A 22,204-nucleotide genomic window follows, 5' to 3' on the forward strand; every position below is an offset into this window, starting at 1 on the left:
GTGAAAGGTGTTTACACTGGTGACAGTACCGGACCGGCTTGTCAGGAGTCAACGTGGTTTTCATTCATGACACGGAGCAGAACCTGCGCGCGGCGTCGTACCTGGTGAACACGCTGCCCGGCTACGACGACGAGGACACCCTCACCACCCTCGAGGACTTCGAGGACTACCTGCGCGTCAACCCGTACACGGGGCTCATCCGGCGCGACGCCGCCGAGCTCGCCGCCCTCCGCGACGTCCGGCCGCGCCTTCGGCAGCTGTGGGAGGTCGACCGCGACGGCGCCGTGCCGCTGGTCAACGAGATGCTCCGCGACGGCAGGGCACTCCCCCGCCTGGTCATCCACGACGGATTCGACTGGCACATCCATGCGACCAGCGACGACGCTCCGCTGGCAACCCGGGTGCTCGTCGAGGCGGCGCTGGCGTTCGTCGACGTCATCCGCGCCGACGAGTACGACCGCGTGCGGATCTGCGCCGCGGACGACTGCGACGGCGTCTACGTCGACTTCTCGAAGAACGGCTCGAAGCGCTACTGCGACATCGGCAACTGCGGCAACCGCATGAACGTCAACGCGTATCGGCAGCGGAAGGCGCGACGAACCGCGTGATCGCGCCGGCGGCGGCCGCCGGCGTCTCGTAGTGGATCAGGTGCCCGACGTCGGGGATCTCCACGAGCTGCGCGTCCGGGAACATCGTCGCCAGGCGTCGCTCCGCCTCGATGGGCGTGATGTCGTCGCGCTGCGCGGCCACCAGCAGGGTCGGCTGGGCGATGCGCGGCGCGAACGCGCGCACGTCGTTCGACACCGACGCGAGGAACGCGTCGTGCAGCACGTCGCGGTCGGCGAAGCGCGAGAAGTAGGTGTCGTGCTGGTCGTGCACGAATCGTCGGATGCCGGGGTCCTTGGTCTTCGCCATCGACACGCTCATCACGCGCACGATGAGGCCGTTGCGCAGCAGCGCGTCGCCGAGCCGCTTCGGAAGCCTCGCCCCGGCCCAGTAGTAGAAGACGGCGAGCCGGGTGAGCACCCCCCGAGGACCCTCGAGCGCAGGCGCTCCGATGGGGTTGACCAGGATGACCCGCGGCGTCTCGAGGCCGCCCGCGACCGCGGCCGCCACGACGATGGAGCCGAAGGAGTGGCCCAGGATCACCGCGCCCGGCGCGACCGCCCCGGCGAATTCGCGCAGCCACTCCGCGAAGAGGCCGAGATCGTGCCGTCGCCCCGGCACCGGCGCGGTCTCGCCGAATCCCGGGAGGTCGGGCGAGATCACGCGCACCGCCGGAAGGTGCGCGACCACCGGCTCGAGTCCGTGATGCTCGCCCCGGAAGCCGTGCACCGCGACGATCGTGACGGCCGCATCGGCGGGGCCGTAGACCCAGTACGCCGTGACGCCGCCCAGCACGCCCACCTCGCGGCGCTCGACAGGGATCTCGTCGAGGAGAGGTGCGTACGGGTTCGGCGCGGTCACCCATCGAGTCTACGAGTCGCACCCGGGCCTCGCCTGTGCGCGGTGCGCCTGTGCTCCGATGTCGGAGGCGACGCATACCGTGATCGGCATGAGCCGCCCGCATCCCGAACAGCTGCCGCTGTGGGATGTGCCGGACTGGGTGCGCATGATCGGGGTGTTCGATCTCGAGACGACCGGCGTCGACGTCACCGCGGATCGCATCGTCACGGCGCACGTCGGGCTGCTGGATGCCGCCGGCCGGGTCATCCGCGCGCGCGACTGGCTCGCCGATCCCGGCGTCGAGATCCCCGAGGGCGCGAGCGCGATCCACGGCATCTCCACCGCACAGGCGCGTGCCGAGGGGCGCCCGGCGGTCGACGTCGTGGCCGAAGTGGTCGAGGCCGTCCGTGCTCTTCTGGACGCCGGCATCCCCGTCGTCGCCTACAACGCGCCGTTCGACTTCTCGCTGCTGAAGTACGAGTCGCTGCGCCACGGCGTCGTGCCGATCGAGAACCCGTCGCCCGTCATCGATCCGCTCGTGGTCGACAAGGCGTACGACCGGTGGCGCAAGGGCAAGCGCACTCTCCAGGTCGTCGCTGCGCACTACGCGGTGCGACTGGATGCGGCGCACGAGGCGTCGGCCGATGCCGTGGCCGCCGGACGCGTCGCACAGGCGCTCGCCGAGCGCTTCGCCCCGTGGCTTCCCGACACCGTGCACGAACTGCATACCCGGCAGATCGGCTGGGCGCGGGCGCAGGCCGAGAGCCTCACCGAGTACTTCATCGGCATCGGCCGGCTGGATCCCGACGAGCAGCTCGACGGCCGCTGGCCGATCCGCTGATCCGTCGCAGGATCGCGCGATCGCCGGGCGGTCCGAGAAACGCAGAAGACCCCGCCGAAGCGGGGTCTTCTGATCCGGGGCGGGCCGGTGATCGATCGGCGCCGGAGCGGGCGGGCTTACTTGGAAGCGCCGCCGAAGTTCTTGAAGCGCTGGTTGAACTTCTCGACACGACCGGCCGAGTCCATGATGCGCTGCTTGCCCGTGTAGAACGGGTGCGAGGCCGACGAGATCTCGACGTCGATGACGGGGTACTCGACACCGTCGAGCTCGATCGTCTTGTCGCTGGTCACCGTCGAGCGGGTGAGGAAGGTCTCGCCCGAGCCGAGGTCACGGAACACGACGGCCTGGTAGTCCGGGTGGAGGTCAGTCTTCATGATGGTCCTTTGAGGGTGGTGCCCTGGATTTTGCCAGGGCGGTCAAAGTCTGGGGTGCGAGCGCACCAAAGAAGGATTCTATCAGTCTCGGGCGCGCTTGCCGAACCGGCCCCCGGGGGCCTCAGTGCGCGGCGCGCGCGGCGAAGCGGCCACTGTCCTCGGTGAGGCGGATCGGAACGCCGAACGTGTCGGTCAGCGCCTCGGCCGTGAGTGTCTCGCGGATCGGGCCGGACGCCACCGCCTGGCCGTCGCGCAGCAGCAGCACGTGCGTGAAGCCGATCGGGATCTCCTCCACGTGATGGGTGACCATGATCATCGCGGGGGTCGTGGGCGCCTGGGCGTAGCCGCTCAGCAGGATCAGCAGCTCTTCGCGCGCGCCGAGGTCGAGGCTCGCCGTGGGCTCGTCGAGGAGAAGCAGCTCGGGGTCGGTCATGACGGCGCGGGCGATCTGCACGCGCTTCTGCTCGCCGTCGCTGAGGGTGCCGAACGTGCGATCGGCGAGGTGGTCGAGCTTCCACTCGGCCAGCACCCGCAGGGCGCGCCGCTCGTCGATGTCTTCGTAGTCCTCGCGCCAGCGGCCCAGCACCGAGTACGCGGCCGTCAGCACGACGTTCAGGACCGTCTCCTCGGGCGGCACGCGACGCGCCATCGCGGAGGACGCGAATCCGATCCGCGGCCGCAGGTCGAAGACGTCGGTGCGGCCCAGCCGCTCACCGAGGATCGTCACGGTTCCCGAGGTCGGGTGAAGGAGCGTGTCGGCCATCTGGAGCACGGTCGTCTTGCCGGCGCCGTTCGGTCCGAGCACCACCCAGCGCTCGTCGTCGTTGATGGTCCAGTTCAGGTGATCGACGATGTTCCGGGCGTTTCGGCGGACGACGACGTCGGAGAACTCGAGCACCTGTGGCATGCTCACAGCCTATCGGCCGTCGGCGACGACCTCCGCGTAGAGCTCGGCCGTCTGGTCGGCGATGCGCTGCCAGCTGAAGTCCTCCGTCGCACGCCGGCGGCCCGCGGCACCGTACTCCCGGGCGCGCTCCGGATCGCTGACCACCTCGGTGAGCACGCGCGCGAGATCCGCGACGTACCGCTCGGGATCCGTCGGCGTTCCGGTGCCGTCCTGCACCTGTTCGATGGGCACGAGGCGCCCGGTGACGCCGTCGACGACCACCTCCGGGATGCCGCCGGTCGCCGTGCCGACCACCGCGGCGCCGCAGGCCATCGCCTCGAGGTTCACGATGCCGAGCGGCTCATACACCGACGGGCACACGAATGTCGTCGCGGCGCTGAGGATGGTGCACAGCTCGTGGCGCGACAGCATCCGGTCGAGCCAGACGACGCCGTCGCGGGTCTCCTGCAGGCCGCGCACGAGGTCCTCCACCTCCGCCATGATCTGGGGCGTGTCGGGCGCGCCGGCGGCGAGGATCACCTGCACGTCGGCCGGAAGGCGCTCGGCGGCGCGCAGGAAGTAGGGCAGGCCCTTCTGCCTGGTGATCCGGCCGACGAAGACGACCGAGGGACGCGCGGGGTCGATGCCCAGCTCCCCCAGCAGCGCCGGGTCCTCGACGGGGTGCCACGCGTCCACGTCGATGCCGTTGTAGATCACGCGCACGCGGTCGGGGTCCAGTGCCGGATAGCTGCGGAGGATGTCCTCCCGCATGCCGTTGCTGACCGCGACGATGGCCGCGGCGCCCTCGTAGGCCGACTTCTCGATCCAGCTCGATACGGCGTAGCCGCCGCCGAGCTGTTCCGCCTTCCACGGTCGCAGCGGCTCCAGGCTGTGGGCCGTCACGATGTGCGGGATGCCGTGGAGCAGCGACGCCAGCTGGCCGGCGAGGTTCGCGTACCAGGTGTGACTGTGCACGACGTCCGCGCCCGCGACATCCGAGACGATCTCGAGGTCGGTGCCGAGCGTCTGCACCGCCGCGTTCGCGCCTAGGAGCTCGGCGGGCACGCCGTACGACCTCGTCCCCTCCTCGTCGCGCTCGGCGCCGAACGCGCGCACCCGGACATCCATGCGGGAGCGGAGCGCCTTCACGAGCTCCGTCACGTGCACGCCGGCGCCGCCGTAGATCTCCGGCGGGTACTCCTTGGTGACGATGTCGACTCGCATGTGTCGAACGCTAGTACACGGGCCGGAACGCGTCATAGTGTGGGGGCCATGCCAGCTGCACCCAAGGTCTTCGGAATCATCCTCGCCGGCGGCGAAGGGAAGCGGCTGATGCCGTTGACCGCGGATCGCGCCAAGCCCGCCGTCCCCTTCGGCGGCCAGTACCGGCTCATCGACTTCGCGATCTCGAACCTCATCAACTCGGGCCTGCGGCAGATCGTCGTGCTCACGCAGTACAAGTCCCACAGCCTCGACCGTCACATCTCGCAGACCTGGCGGATGTCGGCGCTGCTGGATTCCTACGTCACCTCGGTGCCCGCCCAGCAGCGCCTCGGCAAGCGCTGGTTCTCGGGCTCGGCCGATGCGATCCTGCAGAGCCTCAACCTCATCAACGACGAGCAGCCCGACATCGTCATCGTGATCGGCGCCGATCACGTCTACCGGATGGACTTCCGGCAGATGCTCGCCGCGCACATCGAATCGGGCGCGCGGGCCACGGTCGCCGGCATCCGTCAGCCGATCTCGCTGGCGAACCAGTTCGGCGTCATCGACGTCGACCCCCAGGACCCGGTGCGCATCCGCGAGTTCCTCGAGAAGCCCCAGAACCCCGTCGGGCTCGGCGACGCCCCCGACCAGGTGCTGGCCTCGATGGGCAACTACATCTTCGACACCGACGCGCTGATCGAGGCGGTCGAGTCCGACGGCGAGCTGCCGACGTCGAACCACGACATGGGCGGCGACATCATCCCCTACTTCGTCGATCGCGGCGAGGCCGGCGTCTACGACATGAACCGCAACGACGTGCCCGCATCGACCCCTCGCGACCGGTACTACTGGCGCGATGTCGGAACGATCGACTCGTTCTTCGACGCGCACCGCGATCTCATCTCGACGCTGCCGATCTTCAACCTGTACAACACCGACTGGCCGATCCACTCGCAGTCCGTGAACTCGCCGCCTGCGAAGTTCGTGCGCGATTCGGTCGGCCGCATCGGCAATGCGATCGACTCGATCGTCTCGCTCGGATCGGTGCTTTCGGGCACCCACCTGGAGCGCAGCGTGGTGGGCCCCTGGACGCTCGCCGGCGGCGGCTCGACGATCACCGACTCGGTGCTCTTCGACCACGTCCACGTGGGTGCCGGTGCCCGCGTGCATCGCGCGATCCTCGACAAGAACGTGGTCCTCGACGACGGCGCCACCGTCGGCGTCGATCGCGAGAAGGATCTGGCGCGCGGCTTCACGATCACCGACAGCGGCATCACGGTCGTCGGCAAGGGGTTCCGCGTCGAGCGATGACACGCGGTCGGGCGCGGGGACCGCGTCCCGCTAGCGTGGAAGGGTGCCTGCCGCTGCCGCCCGTTTCCTCGTCGTGCTCGACGCCGACTCGACCCTCATCCGCAACGAGGTCATCGAGCTGATCGCCGACGAGGCCGGGCGCGGCGCCGAGGTCGCGGCCGCGACGGAGGCCGCCATGCGCGGCGAGGTGGACTTCGCGAGCAGCCTGCGCTCGCGCGTCGAGGCCCTCCAGGGCGTGCCGGTCGCCGCGTTCGCACGCGTGCTGGCGCGCATCGAGCCCACCCCCGGGGTGCGCGAGCTCATCGCCGCCGTGCACGACCGCGGCGGCGCCGTGGGCGTCGTGTCGGGCGGGTTCCACGAGATCCTCGACACCGTCGCCCCCGACCTGGGCGTGGACGTCTGGCGCGCGAACCGGCTGGCGACGCGCGACGGCGCGCTGAGCGGGCGCGTCGACGGCGGGATCGTGGATGCCGCGGGCAAGGCCGCGGCGCTGCGCGAATGGGCCGCCGAGCGCGGCGTGCCGATCGCCTGCACGATCGCCATCGGCGACGGAGCCAACGACCTCGAGATGATGGCGGTCGCCGGGCTGGGCGTCGCGTTCAACGCCAAGCCCGCGGTCCGGGCTCGCGCCGACGTGGTCGTCGGGCCGGTCGACCTCGCCGAGGTCATCGCACTGCTGCCGTAGGCGGCGGCTCACCGCTCCGCTCTCCTCGCGCGCGGGGGTCCGGATGTCGGTCGCCGTCGCTACGGTCGGGGAATGCACATCATCCTCGTTCCCGGGCTGTGGCTCGACGCGTCTTCCTGGGGCGAGGTCGCCCCTGCACTCGAATCAGCCGGGCACCGCACCCACGCGCTGACGATGCCGGGGGTCGGCGCGTCCGGCGCCGAGTCCGCAGGCATCGGCATCGCCGACTGGATCGCCTCGACGGTCGACGCACTCGATCGCCTCGACGGTCCGGTGGCCGTCGTCGGACACTCCGGCGGCGGCAACGTCGCCTATGGAGCGGTGGACGCGCGCCCCGACCGCGTCGGCCACATGGTGTTCCTCGACACCTTCCCTCCGGGCGAAGGCGGCTCCATCTCGGAGTTCCCCGTGGTGGACGGCGTGATCCCGTTCCCCGGCTGGGACTTCTTCGACGACTCCGACGTGGCCGACCTCGATCCGCAGACACGAGCCGATGTCGCAGCTCGCGCGAAGTCGGTGCCCGAGCGGGTGCCGACCGATCCCATCCGGCTCTCCGACGAACGGCGCCGCGCGGTGCCTGCCACGATCATCACCGGCACGGTGCCCGAGGCGCAGATCAGGGAGATCGTCGAGAAGGCTCCGTCGTGGGCGGCAGAACTGGCCGAGCTCGAGAAGCTCGAGGTGATCGAGCTCGGGGCACCGGGCGACCCCACCGGCCACTGGCCGCAGTTCTCCCGTCCCGGCGCGGTCGCCGAGGCGATCCTCCGCGCGATCGGCTGACGCCGGTCGCCGAGCCGGTCGGGCCGCCCGCCGAGCGCAGGACGGCGCGGGTGCGCGCGTGTGGGAGCGGGTCAGTGCCCCATGCCGAGACCGCCGTCGACGGGGATGACGGCGCCGGAGATGTAGGCCGCGTCGTCCGATGAGATCCACGTCACCACGCCGGCCACCTCGTCGGCCGATGCGAAGCGCCCTGCCGGGATGTTCTTCTTGTACTCCGCCTGGGTGTCCGCCGGGAGCTCCGCCGTCATGTCGGTCTCGATGAAGCCGGGCGCCACGACGTTCGCGGTGATGCCGCGTCCGCCGAGCTCGCGGGTGAGCGAACGGGCGAAGCCCACGAGGGCGCTCTTGGACGCGGCGTAGTTGATCTGGCCGGCGGAGCCGTACAGGCCGACGACGCTCGAGATGAGGACGACGCGACCCCATCGCGCGCGCAGCATGCCCTTCGACGCGCGCTTGACGACGCGGAAGGCGCCGCCGAGGTTCGTGGCGACGACGCTGTCGAAGTCGTCCTCGGTCATGCGCAGCAGCAGCGTGTCCTTCGTGATGCCGGCGTTCGCGACGACGATCTCGACGGGGCCGAGCGCCTTCTCGACCTCGGTGAACGCGGCGTCGACGGATGCGGCATCCGTCACGTCCGCTCGTACGGTCAGCGTGCCGGCGGGGCCCTCGCCGGAGCGTGCGGTGACCGCGACCCTGTACCCCTCGGCGACGAAGCGCTCCGCGATGGCGCGGCCGATGCCGCGATTTCCGCCGGTGACGAGGACGACGCGATCGGTGGACATGGTGGCACTCCCGGGGTTGTGGCGGATCCGCACCAGCCTATCGGCGTGGGCGCAGCGCCCCCGGCCCGTTTGACACCCTCGGTGCCCGCTGGGACGCTGGGTCCAGACACCGACGAAAGGCCCGCCGTGAGCGACTCCACTCCTCAGAACCCCGCACCGGAGCCGGGCGCCTACCCGCCCGTTCCGCCCGCCCCGGGAGCCGCGCAGCCGGCACCCCAGGCCGCCCCCGGCGCGTACCCGCCGCCCGCCCAGGGCGCGTATCCCCCGGCGTACGGCGCTCCTGCGCCCGGCGCTGCCCCGTCGTACGGGACCGCGCCCGCATACGGTGCCGGGCCCGCCTACGGATCCACGCCCGGCTACGGCGCACCGGCCAAGACGAACACGCTCGCGATCGTCTCGCTCATCGCCTCCATCTCGGGCTTCGTCATCCTGCCGTTCATCGGCTCGGTCGTCGGCGTCATCACCGGCCACATGTCGCTCAGCCAGCTCAAGACGAGCGGCGAGCAGGGACGCGGCATGGCCCTCGCCGGCACCATCGTCGGCTGGGTGGGTCTCGGCCTCGCGATCCTCGGCATCATCGCGGCGATCGCGTTCTTCGCGTTCTTCGTCTCGGTCTATCAGCAGACCGGCGGCACGTACTGAATCCCGGAGCCCCGGGAATCGTCCCCGGGGCTCCTGGGCGGTGCAACCGGCGTACCCTGGAAGTACCGTGAAGAGTTCGAGCCACGCCCCGTCGGCCACGTCCCTGCCGCGCGCACCGCGCGACGACGTCGACGCGCGCTCGATCCGGTATCTCGTGACCATGGGGATCCGCGTCGCGTGCTTCGTCCTCATGGTCGTCATCACCCCGTACGGCTGGTACACGTGGGTATTCGGCGCCGCCGCGATCTTCCTTCCGTACATCGCCGTCGTCTCCGCCAATGTGGGCCAGGAGGGGCGCCGCAACCGCCGGGAAGACCCCGAGGCGGCCCTTCCGGCAGCGCCCTCGGCACCCCCGACGCCGGAGTCCCGCGTGATCCGCATCGAAGAGACGCACCCCGGAACTCGAGACACTCCCGACGAGGCCGAATGAACGAGGTCGAACCCGAGCCGGCCGTCGACGCGACCTGCTCGCGGGCGGGATGCCGCGCGCAGGCGGGCTGGCGCATCGACTGGCGCAACCCCCGCATCCACGCCGAAGACCGCCGCAAGACCTGGGTCGCATGCGACGAGCACGTCGGCTACCTGCGCGACTTCCTCAGCGCCCGCGATTTCCCGGTCTGGGTGGCGCCGCTCGTTCCCACGGAGACCGCACGATGAGCCGTCGCTCCGTCAGCATGCAGCACCTGCCCCGCGCCGGTCGCTGGGCGATCTACATCGCACTTGCCGTCGTCTTCGCCATCGCGTGCGCGTTCCTGTCGAACTGGCAGTTCACGCGCAACCAGGAGCGCTCGGGGCAGCTCGCCCTCGTCGCCGAGAACTACGACGCGCCGGCAGTGCCGCTCGCCGACCTCATCCCGGCCGGCGGCGAACTGGACCCGCAGGACGAGTGGCGTCCGGTCGTCCTGACCGGGACCTACCTCGCCGATGACGGGCTCCTCGCCCGCAACCGGCCGCACGGCGGCACCTCGGCCTTCGAGGTTCTCGTGCCGTTCCGCCTGGACGACGGCCGGGTGCTGCTCGTCGACCGCGGCTGGGTGGCGCCCGGGCAGGACCAGCCCGTCCCCGATGCGGTGCCCGCCCCGCCGTCCGGCGAGGCGACCGTCGTCGTGCGGCTGCGGCCGGGCGAGGCGCTGCCGTCCTCCGGGCGCTCGGCGCCCGAGGGACAGGTCCCGACCATCAACCTCGGGCTGATCGCCGACGCGATCCCCGCCGACGCGGGCGACGCCCTGGAGCAGAGCGCGTACGGCGTGATGGTCTCGGAGGATCCGGCGCCCGCCACCGCACCGAGCGCACTCGAGCCGCCGTCGGACGACCCGGGCCCGCACCTGTCGTACGCGATCCAGTGGATCCTCTTCGCGGTGATGGGCTTCGTGTTCATCGGCTACGTCATTCGCACCGAGCGTCGGCACCGCCGCGAAGACGCCGAGGAGGCCGAGAGCGCCCGGGACGAATCGGCGGATGCCGCTCCCCCGGCTCCGCCGGCCCCCCGCCGTCGCCGCGACCGCGATGCCGAGGACGAGGACGCCCTGCTGGACGCCGCCGGCCGCTGACCGCGCGCAAGCTGGCGGGGAGGACAGTCGGGCTGCTCGACGATACGCCTGGTCGCGGCATCCGTCTCCGTCGCGTCGCGCCGCAACTCCGCTTCTGTGCGCGCTGGCGTCAGGCGAGGGTGACGAGGTCGACGTAATCGCGGCCCCAGATGTCTTCGACACCGTCGGGCAGGATGAGCACGCGCTCGGGGTTGAGCGCCTCGACGGCCCCCTCGTCGTGCGACACCAGCACGACGGCTCCCTCATAGTGCGCGAGAGCACCGAGGATCTCCTCGCGTGACGCCGGGTCGAGGTTGTTCGTGGGCTCGTCGAGCAGGAGCATGTTCGCCGACGACACCACCAGCGTCGCGAGCGAGAGGCGCGTCTTCTCGCCGCCGGACAGCACGCCGGCGGGCTTGAGCACGTCGTCGCCGGTGAACAGGAACGAGCCGAGCACCTTGCGCGCCTCGGTGGCGGTGATGTCGGGCGCGGCCGACATCATGTTCTCGAGCACCGACCGCGAGACGTCGAGGTTCTCGTGCTCCTGCGCGTAGTAGCCGATCTTCAGGCCGTGACCCGGCTCGAGCTGCCCGGTGTCGGGCTGGTCGACACCGGCGAGGATGCGCAGCAGCGTCGTCTTGCCGGCGCCGTTGAGCCCGAGGATGACGACCTTCGAGCCGCGGTCGATCGCGAGGTCGACGTCGGTGAAGATCTCGAGCGAGCCGTACGACTTCGACAGTCCCGAGGCCATGAGCGGCGTCTTGCCGCAGGGCGCCGGCTTCGGGAAGCGCAGCTTGGCCACGCGCTCCACCTGACGCACCTCGTCGAGCCCGGCGAGCATCTTCTCGGCGCGCGCCACCATCTGGTGAGCGGCTGCCGCCTTCGACGCCTTGGCACCGAATCGGGCCGCCTGCTGCTGGAGCACCGTGGCCTTCTTCTCGACGTTGGCGCGCTCCTTCTTGCGGCGCTCCTCGTCGGCCACCCGCTGGCGCAGGTAGTTCTTCCAGTTCATGTTGTAGACGTCGATGATCTGGCGGTTCGCGTCGAGGTAGAACACGCGGTTCACCGTCTCGCCGACGAGCTCCACGTCGTGGCTGATGACGATGAGGCCGCCCTTGTACCCCTTCAGGAACTCGCGCAGCCACACGACGCTGTCGGCGTCGAGGTGGTTGGTCGGCTCGTCGAGGATCATCGTCTGGGCATCCGAGAACAGGATGCGGGCGAGTTCGATGCGACGGCGCTGACCGCCCGACAGGGTCTTCAGCGGCTGGTCGAGGATGCGGTCCGGCAGCGACAGGTTGTGCGCGATCGATGCCGCCTCCGCCTCGGCCGCGTAGCCGCCGAGCGCTTCGAAGCGCTCGGTGAGGTTGGCGTACTTGCGCATCGCGCGGGCGGCGACCGCCTCGTCCTCGCTGGCCATGGCGAGCGAGGCGTCGTGCATGCCGATCGCGAGCGTGCCCAGACCGCGGGCGTCGAGGATGCGGGTGCGGGCGAGCATCTCGGGGTCGCCGGAGCGGGGGTCCTGTGGCAGGTAGCCGAGCTCGCCGGAGCGCTCCACCCTGCCGTCGGCGGGGATGAGGTCTCCTGCGAGCACCTTGGTCAGCGTCGTCTTGCCGGCGCCGTTGCGGCCGACCAGTCCGATCTTGTCGCCGTCCGACACGCGGAAGGAGACGTCCGACATGAGCACGCGAGCGCCCACGCGGATCTCGAGGTCGTGCACGGCGAGCACAGCGGATGTCCGTTCCGTCGGTGGAGAGGGGTGGTGACCGAATGGCCAGCCATCCAGTATACGGGGCGCCGTCCCCGCCCGATCGACGGAATACCTCCGCAGAGGGACCCGGTCGATACCGCAGAGGGATGCCGTGCCGCACGCCCCGCGCATAGTTTTCCGGGGTGGATCTCATCACCGACCTCGTCCTGCAAGCTGTCTCCTCGCCGTGGCTGTACCTCGTGATGCTCGTCGTGGCCGTCGTCGACGGCTTCTTCCCGCCGGTCCCGAGCGAGACCGTGCTGGTCGCCGCGGCGGCGGTGGCGGCATCCACCGGCCGACCGGATCTGGTGCTCCTCGGCGTCGTGGCCGCCGCCGGAGCCGCCGTGGGCGACAACATCGCCTTCGCCATCGGCAGGCGCACGGGCACGACCCGGTTCGCCTGGATGCGGCGGCCGCGGGTCGCCGGCGCCTTCGCGTGGGCGGGCTCGGCGCTGGACCGTCGCGGTGCGGGCCTCATCCTCGGCGCGCGGTTCATCCCGGTCGGGCGCGTGGCCGTCAATCTGTCCGCGGGCGCGCTGCAGTACAGCTGGCGGCGATTCGCCCTTCTCAGCGTGGCGGCAGGACTCTGCTGGGCCGCTTACAGCATCGCGATCGGCCTCCTCGCAGGCGCCTGGCTGAAGGACCAGCCGCTCCTCAGCGCGGTGCTGGGCATCGTGCTGGCCCTCGCGATCGGACTCGTCGTCGATCGCGTCATCGCGCTGCGCGCGCGCCGTGTCGCGGCACCCGTGTGAACGCCGTCGGCTGACAGGATGACAGAATGCGCGCGACCCCCTCACCGGCACCTGCCGAGTCCGCGAAGCGCCGCCGGCTGAGCCCGCGGACCTTCGCGTTCGGCGCGCTGGCGCTGGCGTCGGTCGCGCTCTTCTCGGTGCTCGTGCCGGTGCACATCGCGCTGTACCTGCAGCCGGCGCCGCTCGCGTTCCTGTTCGGTGCGATGCTGTGCGCGGCGCCTGTGCTCGCGGTCTGGTTCCCGCAGTGGTCGATCGCGCTGTTCGTCGTCTCGGCGGTCGCGCTGCCGCTGCCCGCCGCAGAGGCGGTCGCCACCACCTGGCCGTGGCCATGGTCGGTTCCGGCGATGCTCGTGCTCATCCTCTTCGTCGGCGTGCTCGCCATCGTGCACGACTGGCGCCTCGCGCTCGTCGCGTGGCTGCTCGCCATCGTGGGCACGCTGACCGTGGTCATCGGGCTGGCCGGTGCCCTCCCCGTGGCTGCGGGCATCGTGAATCTGGTGATCGTGACGTCGGTCTCGGGGGCTGCACTGCTCGTGGCCGTGCTGGTCGCCAGCCGCCTGCGCGTAGGCGCCGAGCTGAGCCGTGAACGGGAGCTGACCGCGAGCGAGCAGTCCCGGCGCATGCTGGTCGAGGAGCGCACCCGCATCGCGCGCGAGCTGCACGACGTCGTGGCGCACGGGATGTCGCTCATCCAGGTGCAGGCGTCGACCGCGCGGTACCGCGTGCCCGGGCTCTCCGACGAGGCGCGTCACGAGTTCGACGAGATCGCACAGACCGCCCGCGAGGGCCTGGCAGAGATGCGACGGCTGCTCGGCGTCCTGCGCACCGACGACCAGCAGGCCGATCTGGTCCCGCAGCAGGGGCTCCGCGACGTCCCGGACCTGGTGCAGGCGCTCCGCCGCGCAGGCGCCGAGATCGACGCGAGCGTCTCGCCGGCGCCCGTGAACGTGCCGAGCGCGGTCGACATCGCGGTGTTCCGCATCGTGCAGGAAGCGCTGAGCAACGCCGTGCGGCACGCCCCGCACACGCCGGTCACGCTGTCGGTGGAGGCGGATGCCGCGGCCGTGCGCGTCGTCGTCCGCAACGGCCCACCGGACCCTGCGCAGCCGCCATCCGCGCTGCCGTCGCAGCGCGGGCACGGGCTGCTGGGCATGCGCGAGCGCGCCGCGCTCGTCGGCGGCGAACTCCGTGCCGCACGCGACGCCGACGGCGGCTGGACGGTGCACGCCGTGCTCCCCCTCGCCGGCATCGCGACCGAACCGGACACCATCCCGACCACGGAAGGCCCACAGTGACGATCTCCGTCCTCATCGCCGACGACCAGGCCATGGTGCGGGCGGGCTTCGCCGCCCTGCTCGACGCACAGGAGGACGTCCGCGTGGTCGGCCAGGCCGCCGACGGGGCCGAGGCGGCCTCGCTGTCCGCCCGGCTGAACCCCGATGTCGTGCTGATGGATGTGCGGATGCCCGAGCTCGACGGCATCGCCGCGACGCGCCGCATCCTCGGCCCCGGCTATCCCGCCGCACACGTTCCGCGCATCCTCATGCTCACGACGTTCGACATCGACGACTACGTCTACGACGCGCTCGAGGCCGGTGCGAGCGGGTTCCTCCTCAAGGACGCCCTTCCGGAGGACCTCGTGCACGCGGTGCGGGTCGTGGCCGCGGGCGATGCACTGCTCGCGCCGAGCGTCACCCGGCGCATGATCGAGCACTTCGCCGCCCGTCGGCCGCGGGCCGGTCGAGCGACCGCGACGCTCCGCGAACTCACGGATCGCGAGCGGGAGGTGCTCACCCTCATCGGCCGCGGCCGCTCGAACGCCGAGATCGCCGCCGAGCTCTTCATCTCGGAGCAGACCGTGAAGACCCACGTGGGCAAGGTGCTCGCCAAGCTGGGCGCGCGCGACCGCGTGCAGGCGGTCATCTTCGCCTATGACGCGGGTCTGGTCGAGGCCGCTTCCTGATCACCCCACGGGGTGAGACGGCAACGGCACCACGGGGCGATGCCCCGGGCGTCGCCGCGTCCATAGCCTTCCGGGACGTACCCCCGAGGAGGCCTCATGACCATCGTCCGCCCCACCGCCGCCGCGGCCGCTCCGACGGCACCTGCCGCCAGAGACCGCGCGATCGATCTGGTCCGCGCCCTGTGCATCAGCGCGGTGGTGGTCCTGCACGCGATGATGGTCGGCGTCACCGTGACCGATGCCGGCCCGTCGTTCGTCAACGCGAGCGACGGCACCGCGTGGATCGTGCCGCTCAGCTGGGCTCTTCAGGTCATGCCGCTGTTCTTCGTCATCGGCGGGTTCTCCGGGGCGACCGCGTTCCGCAGAGCCCGGGCGCGGGGAGTCGACGGCGTCGGCTTCGTCGCCGGCCGCATCCACCGCCTGCTGCTTCCCGCGCTCGTCACGATCGGCGCCGCGGGCGTCATGCTGGCGCTCCTCGCGGCGGCCGGGGTGCCCGCCGACCTCGTGACCCTGGCCGGATTCCGGTTCGCGCAGCCGCTGTGGTTCCTCGGCGTCTTCCTCGTCTGCCAGGCGCTGCTGCCCGCACTGCTGCGCCTCCACGAGCGGGCGCCGCTCAGCAGCATCGCCGCGCTCGCCGTGGCGGCGGCGGCAGTCGACGTCGCGCGCCTCACGACGGGAATCGAAGGACTCGGCTTCCTCAACCTGGCATTCGTCTGGCTGACGATGCAGCAGCTCGGCTTCTTCCTCGCGGACGGCCGGATCGACGCGCTGTCGCGACGGGCGCGGGCATTCTGGCTGGTCGGGGCGGTCGCGGGGCTCGCGATCTCGTTCACGAGCGGCATCCACTCCCCCGATCTGGTCGCCAACATCAACCCTCCGACCACCGCGCTGCTGCTGGTCGGCATCGCGCACACCGCCATGTTCTCGCTCGCCCGCGGACCGCTGGCGCGGCTTGCCGAGCGGCGGCTCCCGTCGGCGCTGACCGACTTCGTGACGCCGCGCGCGATGACCGTGTACCTGTGGCACATGCCCGTCCTCCTGGGCCTCGCGGGGCTGACCGCAGCGGGCGCGACGGCCACCGAGGTACCGCTGCCCGCCGTCGACAGCGCATCGTGGTGGCTCACCCGTCCGCTCTGGCTCGCCCTGGCGCTCACCGCGACGGCGCTCGTCGCGCGGTGGCTCGCGCCGATCGAGGCCCTGCCCGCGCCCGCGGCGGCGCGCTCCGCCTGGCGTGTGGGCAGCGCCGCCGTCATGGGAACGGCCGCCGTCGCGATGCTGCTGGTCGCCGGCACGTCTGTCGTCACCGCGCTGGTGGCCGTCGCGCTCCTCGGTGCCGCCCTCCACGGTGCATGCCGACGGGCGCCGACCGCGCGACCCCTGGCACTCGCGTGAGCGAGGGTTCCGTCCCCGCGGCGTGGCGCACAGCGGATGTCGTAGAAGGCGGACAGTGGATCGGCGGATCATTGGTGGACGGCGTCCAAGTAGCCCCGCGCGGGTCCCTCTAGGCTGAGTGCCATGTCATCCATCGCCGCTGCCCCGACCGCCTCCGCTGGGACCCGTCGCGTGCTCGCCGACGTCATCGCCCGCCCGTCCTCGCGCGCTCGCGCGTTCGCCCTCGACGCCGGTCTCGTCATCGCCGGTGCAAGCATCGTGGCCCTCCTCGCCCAGGTGGAGATCCCGCTGTGGCCCGTCCCCATCACGGGGCAGACGCTCGGTGTGATCGTCGTGGGCGCCGCCCTCGGCGCGTGGCGCGGCGCCGCCGCGCTCACGACCTACATGCTCGTGGGGCTCGCCGGGCTCCCGGTCTTCGCCGGGTTCACCGGCACGCTCGCGGCCGTCGGCAAGCCGAGCTTCGGGTTCGTGATCGGCTTCATCTTCTCTGCGTTCGTCGCCGGATGGTTCGCCGAACGAGCCTGGGATCGTCGTCCCGCGCTGGCGTTCCTCGGCTTCGCGGCAGCGAGCGCCGTGCCGTTCCTGTTCGGCATCCCGTACATGGCGTTCATCCTGAACGCGGTCATGGGTCTCGACTACTCGTTCGGGGCCCTCCTCGAGGTGGGCCTGCTCCCCTTCATCGTCGGCGGCCTGGTGAAGGCGGCGCTCGCCGCGGCGATCATCCCCGGGGCATGGGCGCTCGTGCGCGCGGCGGACAAGACCAAGCAGTGACCGGATGCCTCCTCGCGAGGCATCCGCCATCGACAGCCCCGGCCGATCGGCCGGGGCTGTCGCGTGCGCACGGTATGTGTCGACACGGATTGGCAATCTGGAAACCGGCTGGGTAAGGTTGGCCTTACTGCGCCCGAATAAGGGCATCCTTACCTAATTCTTCCGGAGGATTCCGTGCGCCCGAACCGCACCGCCGCTGCCACCGCGATGCTCGCCATCGCCGCGATCGCCCTCGTCGGGTGCGCGAACGCGGCAGCCGACAACACCGACGACACCGCGAGCGGCTCCTCGTCCGGCGACGGCTTCCCCGTCACGATCGAGCACGCGTACGGCGAGACGGTCATCGAGTCCAAGCCCGAGCGCGTCGCGACGGTCGCCTGGTCGAACCAGGAGGTTCCCATCGCCCTCGGCGTGGTTCCCGTGGGCATGGCCGAGGTCACGTGGGGCGACGACGACGGAGACGGCGTGCTGCCGTGGGTCGAGGACGAGCTCGAGGAGCTCGGCGCGGAGACGCCGGTCCTGTTCGACGAGACCGACGGGATCGACTTCGAGGCCGTCGCCGACACGCAGCCCGACGTGATCCTCGCCGCCTACTCCGGGCTCACCCAGGAGGAGTACGACACGCTGTCGAAGATCGCGCCCGTCGTCGCCTACCCCGAGGTCGCGTGGGGCACGTCCTACGAGGACATGATCCGCCTGAACTCGAAGGCCATCGGCCTCGCCGACGAGGGCGACGCGCTCATCGAGGAGCTGCAGGGCGAGGTCGACGCGGCGCTCGCGAACCACCCCGAGCTTGCCGACGCCAGCGTGCTCTTCTCGTACATCGACCCGTCGGACTTCAGCCAGATCGGCTTCTACACGAGCCTCGACACGCGCCCCGGCTTCCTCGAGAGCCTCGGCCTCCCGGTGCCGACGGTCGTGGCCGAGGAGTCGGACGGCGTCCAGTTCTACACCTCGGTGAGCGCCGAGCAGGCCGACCGCTTCGCCGATGTCGACGTCTTCGTCACGTACGGCGACGCGAGCGGATCGATCATCGCGCAGCTGCAGGCAGACCCGCTGCTGTCGCAGATCCCTGCCATCGCCGAGGGGCGCATCGCCATCCTCGAGGAGGCCACCCCGCTGGCCGCGTCGGCCAACCCGTCGCCGCTGTCGATCGGCTGGGGCATCGACGAGTACTTCGCGCTGCTCGCCGGCGCGCTCGGCTGATCCTTCCGGGAAGTCTGATCGGGTGACCGTCTCCGAGACCCGCACGCCGTTGCCGGATGCCGCAGCCCTGCGACGTCCGGCAGCGGTGCGAGTGGGGTGGCTCGCGGTGTCGTTCGCGGTGCTCGCGATGCTCTGCGTCGCGTCGGTGGCATTCGGCGTCCGCGATGTCGGCCTGGGCGACATCCTCGCGGGGCTCGCCGGCGACACCAGCAGCGTCGCGGAGGCCGCGGTCGTCGCCCGCCTGCCCCGCACCGTGCTCGCGATCGCCGTGGGTGCGGCCCTGGCCCTGTCCGGCGCCGCGATGCAGGCCGTGACGCGAAATCCCCTCGCCGACCCCGGCATCCTCGGGATCTCCGGCGGCGCGGCGCTCGCGGTGGTGATCGGCATCGCGTTCTTCGGGATGTCCGACCCCTACGCCTTCATCGCGGCGTCGATCATCGGCGCCGGCGGCGCGGCGGTGTTCGTCTACACCGTCGGGTCGCTCGGGCGCGGCGGCGCCACACCCCTCAAGCTCGCGCTCGCGGGGGCCGCTTCCTCCGCCGCCTTCATGTCCCTGGTGAGCGCGGTGCTCCTCCCCCGCGTCGATCTGCTCGAGACCTTCCGGTTCTGGCAGATCGGCGGGGTCGGCGGCGCGACCTGGGATCGCATCGCGACGATCCTGCCCGTGCTCGCGGTCGGCGCCATCGTCACGCTCGCATGTGCACGCGGTATGAACTCGCTCGCACTCGGCGACGACGTCGCCACCGGACTCGGCGAGCACGTGATGCGCACCCGCCTGATCGCGTCGGCGGGGGCCGTCATCCTGTGCGGCGCTGCGACCGCCATCGCCGGCCCCATCGCCTTCGTCGGCCTCATCATCCCGCACCTCTGCCGGCTTCTGGTCGGCACCGATCACCGCTGGCTGCTCCCCTTCTCCGCGGTCGCGGGGGCCGGCCTGCTCGTCGCCGCGGACGTCCTCGGCCGCGTCATCGCGCGTCCCGACGAGATCGAGGTCGGCATCCTGACGGCGCTCATCGGCGCCCCTTTCTTCATCTGGATCGTCCGCCGGCAGAAGGTGCGGGAACTGTGAGCACCGACACCCTCGTTCCGATCACCGCCCAGGCCGTCGCCGGCGGCCGCCGGCGACGTGCGCGCCGGCGCACCATTGTGACGGTCACCCTCGCCGTGGGAGTGGTGCTCGTCTTCGCCGCATCGCTCATGATCGGCCAGACCTTCTACGGCCTCGACGAGGTCGTGCGCGTGATCCTCGGCGAGACCGTCCCCGGGGCCTCGTTCACCGTCGGCGAGCTGCGCCTTCCCCGTGCGGTGCTGGCGATCCTCGCCGGATTCGCATTCGGCATCGCCGGCGTGACGTTCCAGACGATGCTGCGCAACCCGCTCGCGTCGCCCGACATCATCGGCATCACCGCAGGCGCCAGCGCCGCCGCGGTCTTCGGCATCGTCGTGCTCTCGCTCAGCGAGACCGCCGTCTCGGTGCTCGCCGTCGCGGGGGGCCTGCTGACCGCCCTCGCGATCTACCTGCTCTCGAACAAGGGCGGCTTCGCGGGCACGCGGCTGATCCTCATCGGCATCGGCGTGGCGGCCATGCTCGACGCCGCGATCACCTACGTCCTGTCGAAGGCTCCCTCGTACGACCTGCAGGCCGCCATGAGGTGGCTCACCGGAAGCCTCAACGGCGCCACCTGGTCGGCCGTGCTGCCGCTCGCGGCCGCGAGTCTCGTACTGGTGCCGGCCTTGCTGTCGCGGGGTCGCGACCTGAACGTCATGCGCCTCGGCGACGACGCGGCCGCCAGCCTCGGGGTGCGGATCCAGGGGACGCGCGTGATGGTCATCGTCGCGGCCGTCGCACTCCTCGCGTTCGCGACCGCCGCCACCGGGCCGATCGCCTTCGTCGCCTTCATGGCCGGCCCGATCGCGGCCCGCGTCGTCGGCCCCGGCGGGTCGCTGCTGCTGCCCTCGGCGCTCATCGGCGCGCTGCTCGTGCAGCTGGGCGACCTGCTCGGCCAGTTCGCGTTCGACAGCCGCTACCCGGTCGGCGTCGTGACCGGCGTGCTCGGCGCCCCCTTCCTCATCTACCTCCTCATCAGGACGAATCGAGCCGGAGGCTCGCTATGACCGATTCCCACAGCCTGTCGGCGGAGGGCCTGACGCTGTCGTACGGCGATCGGACGATCGTCGAGCGCCTCGACCTGGTCATCCCTCCCGGACGCATCACAGCGATCGTGGGTGCGAACGGATGCGGCAAGTCGACGCTGCTCCGCGCGCTCGCGCGCCTCATCCCGGCGCGCGAGGGCCAGGTGGTCCTCGACGGCAAGGCGCTCCACGGCCGCCCCACGAAGGAGATCGCCCGGACGCTCGGACTCCTCCCCCAGAGCCCGATCGCGCCCGAGGGCATCGCCGTCGCAGACCTCGTCGGCCGCGGACGCCACCCCCACCAGAAGCTCATGTCGCGCTGGAGCGCGCACGACTACGAGGTGGTGGCACGCGCGCTCGCCTCGACCGGCATCGAGGAGCTCGCCGACCGTTCGGTGGACGAACTGTCGGGGGGCCAGCGTCAGCGTGCGTGGATCGCGATGGCCCTGGCGCAGGAGACCGACATCCTGCTGCTCGACGAGCCGACGACCTTCCTCGATGTCGCCCACCAGGTCGAGGTGCTCGACCTGCTCACCGACCTCAATCGCGAGCACGGCACCACGATCGTGATGGTGCTGCACGACATGAATCTCGCCGCCCGCTACGCCGACCACCTCTTCGCGCTGCGCGCGGGCCAGGTCGTCGCGAGCGGCGCCCCGCACGACGTGCTGACGAGCGAACTCATCCGCGAGGTCTTCGACCTCGACGCACTGGTGGTTCCCGACCCGGTGTCGGGATCGCCCATCGTCCTGCCGCGCGGCCGGTACCACGTCACCGCCGCTCAGCCAGAACCCGTTCAGACAGGAGCCTCCGATGGCCACGACCGTTGACACCCACCAGTTCTTCCGCGTGCGGGTGACGGCGATCACCGACCTGACCCCGAGCTTCCGACGCTTCACCTTCGCCGGCGACGATCTGGCGCACTACGGCGACCCGGGGCTCGACCAGCGCATCAAGGTCGTGTTTCCCACCGACACCGTCGGTCTGGACGCGATGCCGATGGGCGAGGACTGGTACACGCAGTGGCGTGAGCTGCCGGAGGCGGGCCGCCCGCCGTTCCGCACCTACACCACGCGCTACGTGCGCAACGAGCAGTGCGAGGTGGACATCGACATGGTCTCGCACGACGTGCTGGGACCGGCCTCCGACTGGATCGCGCGCGCCGCGGTCGGCGACGAGGTCCTCATCTACGCCCCCACCACGGCCCACGAGGGCGTGAGCTACGGCATCGACTTCGTGCCGCCGGCGCGGGTCGACAGCATCCTGCTCGCCGGCGACGAGACGGCCGCCCCCGCGATCGCGGCGATCCTCGAGCAGCTGCCGCCCGAGGCACGCGGCGTCGTCGCGCTCGAGGTTCCCCACGACGACGACATCGCCTACCTTCCGCAGCACCCCGGGTTCGAGTACCGGGTCGGCGCGCGGGACGCGGCCGCCGCCCGCAACAGCTACCTCGTGTCGTCGGTGACGGATGCCGCGGCCGTCCTCGCACCGGAGGGCCGGGGCGCCGATGTCGAGGAGATCGACATCGACACCGACATCCTGTGGGAGGTGCCGCGCACCGCGAAGGGCGGTGCGGCACTCAAGAGCGCGCGTCTGTATGCGTGGCTCGCGGGCGAGGCCGGCGCCATCAAGGCGCTGCGCCGGCACCTCGTCTCGGAGCGCGGCGTCGACCGCCGGGCCGTCGCCTTCATGGGCTACTGGCGCCTCGGCAGAGCCGAGAATTGAGTCGAGCCGGATCAATGCGAGCGCCAGCGA

The 22,204-nt window shown here is 71.2% G+C and carries 25 protein-coding genes; 19 read left to right on the forward strand and 6 right to left on the reverse strand.

Annotated features, from left to right (window positions below):
- Positions 1-53 precede the first annotated feature (53 nt).
- Positions 54-608, forward strand: a complete 555-nt coding sequence (locus tag MRBLMI12_RS17005; protein WP_349427643.1) for a CGNR zinc finger domain-containing protein — start codon at positions 54-56, stop codon at positions 606-608.
- Here the strand turns inward: MRBLMI12_RS17005 and MRBLMI12_RS17010 are convergent.
- Positions 568-1,467 (reverse strand): alpha/beta fold hydrolase, encoded by a 900-nt coding sequence (locus MRBLMI12_RS17010; RefSeq protein ID WP_363357468.1) that lies wholly within the window; start codon positions 1,465-1,467, stop codon positions 568-570. The genes MRBLMI12_RS17005 and MRBLMI12_RS17010 overlap by 41 nt on opposite strands.
- An 88-nt stretch (positions 1,468-1,555) precedes the next feature.
- Here MRBLMI12_RS17010 and MRBLMI12_RS17015 point away from each other — a divergent pair, with 88 nt between their 5' ends.
- A complete protein-coding gene (locus MRBLMI12_RS17015; protein ID WP_404908358.1) occupies positions 1,556-2,287 on the forward strand; it encodes an exonuclease domain-containing protein in 732 nt (243 codons plus the stop codon).
- 116 nt (positions 2,288-2,403) lie between these two features.
- Here the strand turns inward: MRBLMI12_RS17015 and MRBLMI12_RS17020 are convergent, their stop codons facing one another.
- From MRBLMI12_RS17020 to glgA, 3 genes are all read right to left on the reverse strand, one after another.
- Positions 2,404-2,661 (reverse strand): type B 50S ribosomal protein L31, encoded by a 258-nt coding sequence (locus MRBLMI12_RS17020; RefSeq protein WP_194415598.1) that lies wholly within the window; start codon positions 2,659-2,661, stop codon positions 2,404-2,406.
- 121 nt (positions 2,662-2,782) lie between these two features.
- A complete protein-coding gene (locus MRBLMI12_RS17025; RefSeq protein ID WP_349427646.1) occupies positions 2,783-3,568 on the reverse strand; it encodes an ABC transporter ATP-binding protein in 786 nt (261 codons plus the stop codon).
- A gap of 9 nt (positions 3,569-3,577) precedes the next feature.
- Positions 3,578-4,771 (reverse strand): glycogen synthase, encoded by a 1,194-nt coding sequence (glgA, locus tag MRBLMI12_RS17030; RefSeq protein WP_363357470.1) that lies wholly within the window; start codon positions 4,769-4,771, stop codon positions 3,578-3,580.
- Positions 4,772-4,819: 48 nt separating this feature from the next.
- On the opposite strand from glgA, the gene MRBLMI12_RS17035 reads away from it, so the two are divergent.
- The 3 genes from MRBLMI12_RS17035 (at position 4,820) to MRBLMI12_RS17045 (ending at position 7,529) form a co-directional block, all read left to right on the forward strand.
- Positions 4,820-6,064, forward strand: coding sequence for a glucose-1-phosphate adenylyltransferase (locus MRBLMI12_RS17035; protein ID WP_363357471.1), 1,245 nt, complete (start codon positions 4,820-4,822; stop codon positions 6,062-6,064).
- 43 nt (positions 6,065-6,107) lie between these two features.
- Complete coding sequence (gene serB, locus MRBLMI12_RS17040) at positions 6,108-6,749, forward strand: phosphoserine phosphatase SerB (protein WP_363357472.1); 642 nt, start codon at positions 6,108-6,110, stop codon at positions 6,747-6,749.
- A 72-nt stretch (positions 6,750-6,821) separates the two neighbouring features.
- A complete protein-coding gene (locus MRBLMI12_RS17045; RefSeq protein ID WP_363357473.1) occupies positions 6,822-7,529 on the forward strand; it encodes an alpha/beta fold hydrolase in 708 nt (235 codons plus the stop codon).
- 71 nt (positions 7,530-7,600) lie between these two features.
- On the opposite strand, the gene fabG is transcribed toward MRBLMI12_RS17045, so the two are convergent.
- Positions 7,601-8,311, reverse strand: coding sequence for a 3-oxoacyl-ACP reductase FabG (fabG, locus tag MRBLMI12_RS17050; protein ID WP_363357474.1), 711 nt, complete (start codon positions 8,309-8,311; stop codon positions 7,601-7,603).
- 126 nt (positions 8,312-8,437) lie between these two features.
- On the opposite strand from fabG, the gene MRBLMI12_RS17055 reads away from it, so the two are divergent.
- The 4 genes from MRBLMI12_RS17055 (at position 8,438) to MRBLMI12_RS17070 (ending at position 10,503) form a co-directional block, all read left to right on the forward strand.
- Positions 8,438-8,953 (forward strand): DUF4190 domain-containing protein, encoded by a 516-nt coding sequence (locus tag MRBLMI12_RS17055; RefSeq protein WP_363357475.1) that lies wholly within the window; start codon positions 8,438-8,440, stop codon positions 8,951-8,953.
- Positions 8,954-9,020: 67 nt separating this feature from the next.
- Positions 9,021-9,383 carry a DUF3099 domain-containing protein gene (locus tag MRBLMI12_RS17060; protein ID WP_349427653.1) on the forward strand — a complete coding sequence of 121 codons (363 nt, stop codon included), beginning with the start codon at positions 9,021-9,023 and terminating at the stop codon, positions 9,381-9,383.
- Positions 9,380-9,610 (forward strand): hypothetical protein, encoded by a 231-nt coding sequence (locus MRBLMI12_RS17065; RefSeq protein WP_363357476.1) that lies wholly within the window; start codon positions 9,380-9,382, stop codon positions 9,608-9,610. Before MRBLMI12_RS17060 ends, MRBLMI12_RS17065 begins: the two co-directional genes overlap by 4 nt.
- Positions 9,607-10,503: an SURF1 family protein gene (locus tag MRBLMI12_RS17070; protein WP_363357477.1), complete on the forward strand. Its 897-nt coding sequence runs from the start codon at positions 9,607-9,609 to the stop codon at positions 10,501-10,503. The genes MRBLMI12_RS17065 and MRBLMI12_RS17070 overlap by 4 nt, the downstream gene beginning before the upstream one ends.
- A 109-nt stretch (positions 10,504-10,612) precedes the next feature.
- On the opposite strand, the gene abc-f is transcribed toward MRBLMI12_RS17070, so the two are convergent.
- Positions 10,613-12,211 carry a ribosomal protection-like ABC-F family protein gene (gene abc-f, locus MRBLMI12_RS17075; RefSeq protein WP_363357478.1) on the reverse strand — a complete coding sequence of 533 codons (1,599 nt, stop codon included), beginning with the start codon at positions 12,209-12,211 and terminating at the stop codon, positions 10,613-10,615.
- 164 nt (positions 12,212-12,375) lie between these two features.
- Between abc-f and MRBLMI12_RS17080 the strand changes: the two genes are divergently transcribed.
- The 10 genes from MRBLMI12_RS17080 (at position 12,376) to MRBLMI12_RS17125 (ending at position 22,174) form a co-directional block, all read left to right on the forward strand.
- A complete protein-coding gene (locus MRBLMI12_RS17080; RefSeq protein ID WP_363357479.1) occupies positions 12,376-12,984 on the forward strand; it encodes a DedA family protein in 609 nt (202 codons plus the stop codon).
- Positions 12,985-13,010: 26 nt separating this feature from the next.
- Complete coding sequence (locus MRBLMI12_RS17085; protein ID WP_363357480.1) at positions 13,011-14,279, forward strand: sensor histidine kinase; 1,269 nt, start codon at positions 13,011-13,013, stop codon at positions 14,277-14,279.
- On the forward strand, positions 14,276-14,947 hold the full coding sequence (locus MRBLMI12_RS17090; RefSeq protein ID WP_363357481.1) for a response regulator transcription factor: 672 nt from the start codon (positions 14,276-14,278) through the stop codon (positions 14,945-14,947). Before MRBLMI12_RS17085 ends, MRBLMI12_RS17090 begins: the two co-directional genes overlap by 4 nt.
- Positions 14,948-15,043: 96 nt before the next feature.
- On the forward strand, positions 15,044-16,339 hold the full coding sequence (locus MRBLMI12_RS17095) for an acyltransferase family protein (RefSeq protein WP_363357482.1): 1,296 nt from the start codon (positions 15,044-15,046) through the stop codon (positions 16,337-16,339).
- A gap of 123 nt (positions 16,340-16,462) precedes the next feature.
- Positions 16,463-17,110: a biotin transporter BioY gene (locus MRBLMI12_RS17100; protein WP_363357483.1), complete on the forward strand. Its 648-nt coding sequence runs from the start codon at positions 16,463-16,465 to the stop codon at positions 17,108-17,110.
- Between the two features lie 174 nt (positions 17,111-17,284).
- Positions 17,285-18,316: an iron-siderophore ABC transporter substrate-binding protein gene (locus MRBLMI12_RS17105; RefSeq protein WP_363357484.1), complete on the forward strand. Its 1,032-nt coding sequence runs from the start codon at positions 17,285-17,287 to the stop codon at positions 18,314-18,316.
- Between the two features lie 22 nt (positions 18,317-18,338).
- A complete protein-coding gene (locus MRBLMI12_RS17110; RefSeq protein WP_363357485.1) occupies positions 18,339-19,385 on the forward strand; it encodes a FecCD family ABC transporter permease in 1,047 nt (348 codons plus the stop codon).
- Positions 19,382-20,431, forward strand: a complete 1,050-nt coding sequence (locus tag MRBLMI12_RS17115) for a FecCD family ABC transporter permease (protein WP_363357486.1) — start codon at positions 19,382-19,384, stop codon at positions 20,429-20,431. Before MRBLMI12_RS17110 ends, MRBLMI12_RS17115 begins: the two co-directional genes overlap by 4 nt.
- On the forward strand, positions 20,428-21,279 hold the full coding sequence (locus MRBLMI12_RS17120; RefSeq protein WP_363357487.1) for an ABC transporter ATP-binding protein: 852 nt from the start codon (positions 20,428-20,430) through the stop codon (positions 21,277-21,279). The genes MRBLMI12_RS17115 and MRBLMI12_RS17120 overlap by 4 nt, the downstream gene beginning before the upstream one ends.
- Complete coding sequence (locus MRBLMI12_RS17125; protein ID WP_349427666.1) at positions 21,263-22,174, forward strand: siderophore-interacting protein; 912 nt, start codon at positions 21,263-21,265, stop codon at positions 22,172-22,174. The genes MRBLMI12_RS17120 and MRBLMI12_RS17125 overlap by 17 nt, the downstream gene beginning before the upstream one ends.
- Positions 22,175-22,204 lie beyond the last annotated feature (30 nt).

Origin of the sequence: Microbacterium sp. LMI12-1-1.1, from assembly GCF_040676455.1 — a bacterium.
Classification (GTDB): domain Bacteria; phylum Actinomycetota; class Actinomycetes; order Actinomycetales; family Microbacteriaceae; genus Microbacterium.

What these genes read in the sequence shown, in the direction of transcription:
- MRBLMI12_RS17125 (WP_349427666.1), top strand. Translation starts at nt 21,263, where the DNA reads ATGGCCACGACCGTTGACACCCACCAGTTCTTCCGCGTGCGGGTGACG.
- MRBLMI12_RS17045 (WP_363357473.1), top strand. Translation starts at nt 6,822, where the DNA reads ATGCACATCATCCTCGTTCCCGGGCTGTGGCTCGACGCGTCTTCCTGG.
- MRBLMI12_RS17035 (WP_363357471.1), top strand. Translation starts at nt 4,820, where the DNA reads ATGCCAGCTGCACCCAAGGTCTTCGGAATCATCCTCGCCGGCGGCGAA.
- MRBLMI12_RS17095 (WP_363357482.1), top strand. Translation starts at nt 15,044, where the DNA reads ATGACCATCGTCCGCCCCACCGCCGCCGCGGCCGCTCCGACGGCACCT.
- fabG (WP_363357474.1), bottom strand. Translation starts at nt 8,311, where the DNA reads ATGTCCACCGATCGCGTCGTCCTCGTCACCGGCGGAAATCGCGGCATC.
- MRBLMI12_RS17020 (WP_194415598.1), bottom strand. Translation starts at nt 2,661, where the DNA reads ATGAAGACTGACCTCCACCCGGACTACCAGGCCGTCGTGTTCCGTGAC.
- MRBLMI12_RS17025 (WP_349427646.1), bottom strand. Translation starts at nt 3,568, where the DNA reads ATGCCACAGGTGCTCGAGTTCTCCGACGTCGTCGTCCGCCGAAACGCC.
- MRBLMI12_RS17100 (WP_363357483.1), top strand. Translation starts at nt 16,463, where the DNA reads ATGTCATCCATCGCCGCTGCCCCGACCGCCTCCGCTGGGACCCGTCGC.
- MRBLMI12_RS17015 (WP_404908358.1), top strand. Translation starts at nt 1,556, where the DNA reads ATGAGCCGCCCGCATCCCGAACAGCTGCCGCTGTGGGATGTGCCGGAC.
- MRBLMI12_RS17085 (WP_363357480.1), top strand. Translation starts at nt 13,011, where the DNA reads ATGCGCGCGACCCCCTCACCGGCACCTGCCGAGTCCGCGAAGCGCCGC.
- MRBLMI12_RS17070 (WP_363357477.1), top strand. Translation starts at nt 9,607, where the DNA reads ATGAGCCGTCGCTCCGTCAGCATGCAGCACCTGCCCCGCGCCGGTCGC.
- glgA (WP_363357470.1), bottom strand. Translation starts at nt 4,771, where the DNA reads ATGCGAGTCGACATCGTCACCAAGGAGTACCCGCCGGAGATCTACGGC.
- MRBLMI12_RS17120 (WP_363357487.1), top strand. Translation starts at nt 20,428, where the DNA reads ATGACCGATTCCCACAGCCTGTCGGCGGAGGGCCTGACGCTGTCGTAC.
- MRBLMI12_RS17065 (WP_363357476.1), top strand. Translation starts at nt 9,380, where the DNA reads ATGAACGAGGTCGAACCCGAGCCGGCCGTCGACGCGACCTGCTCGCGG.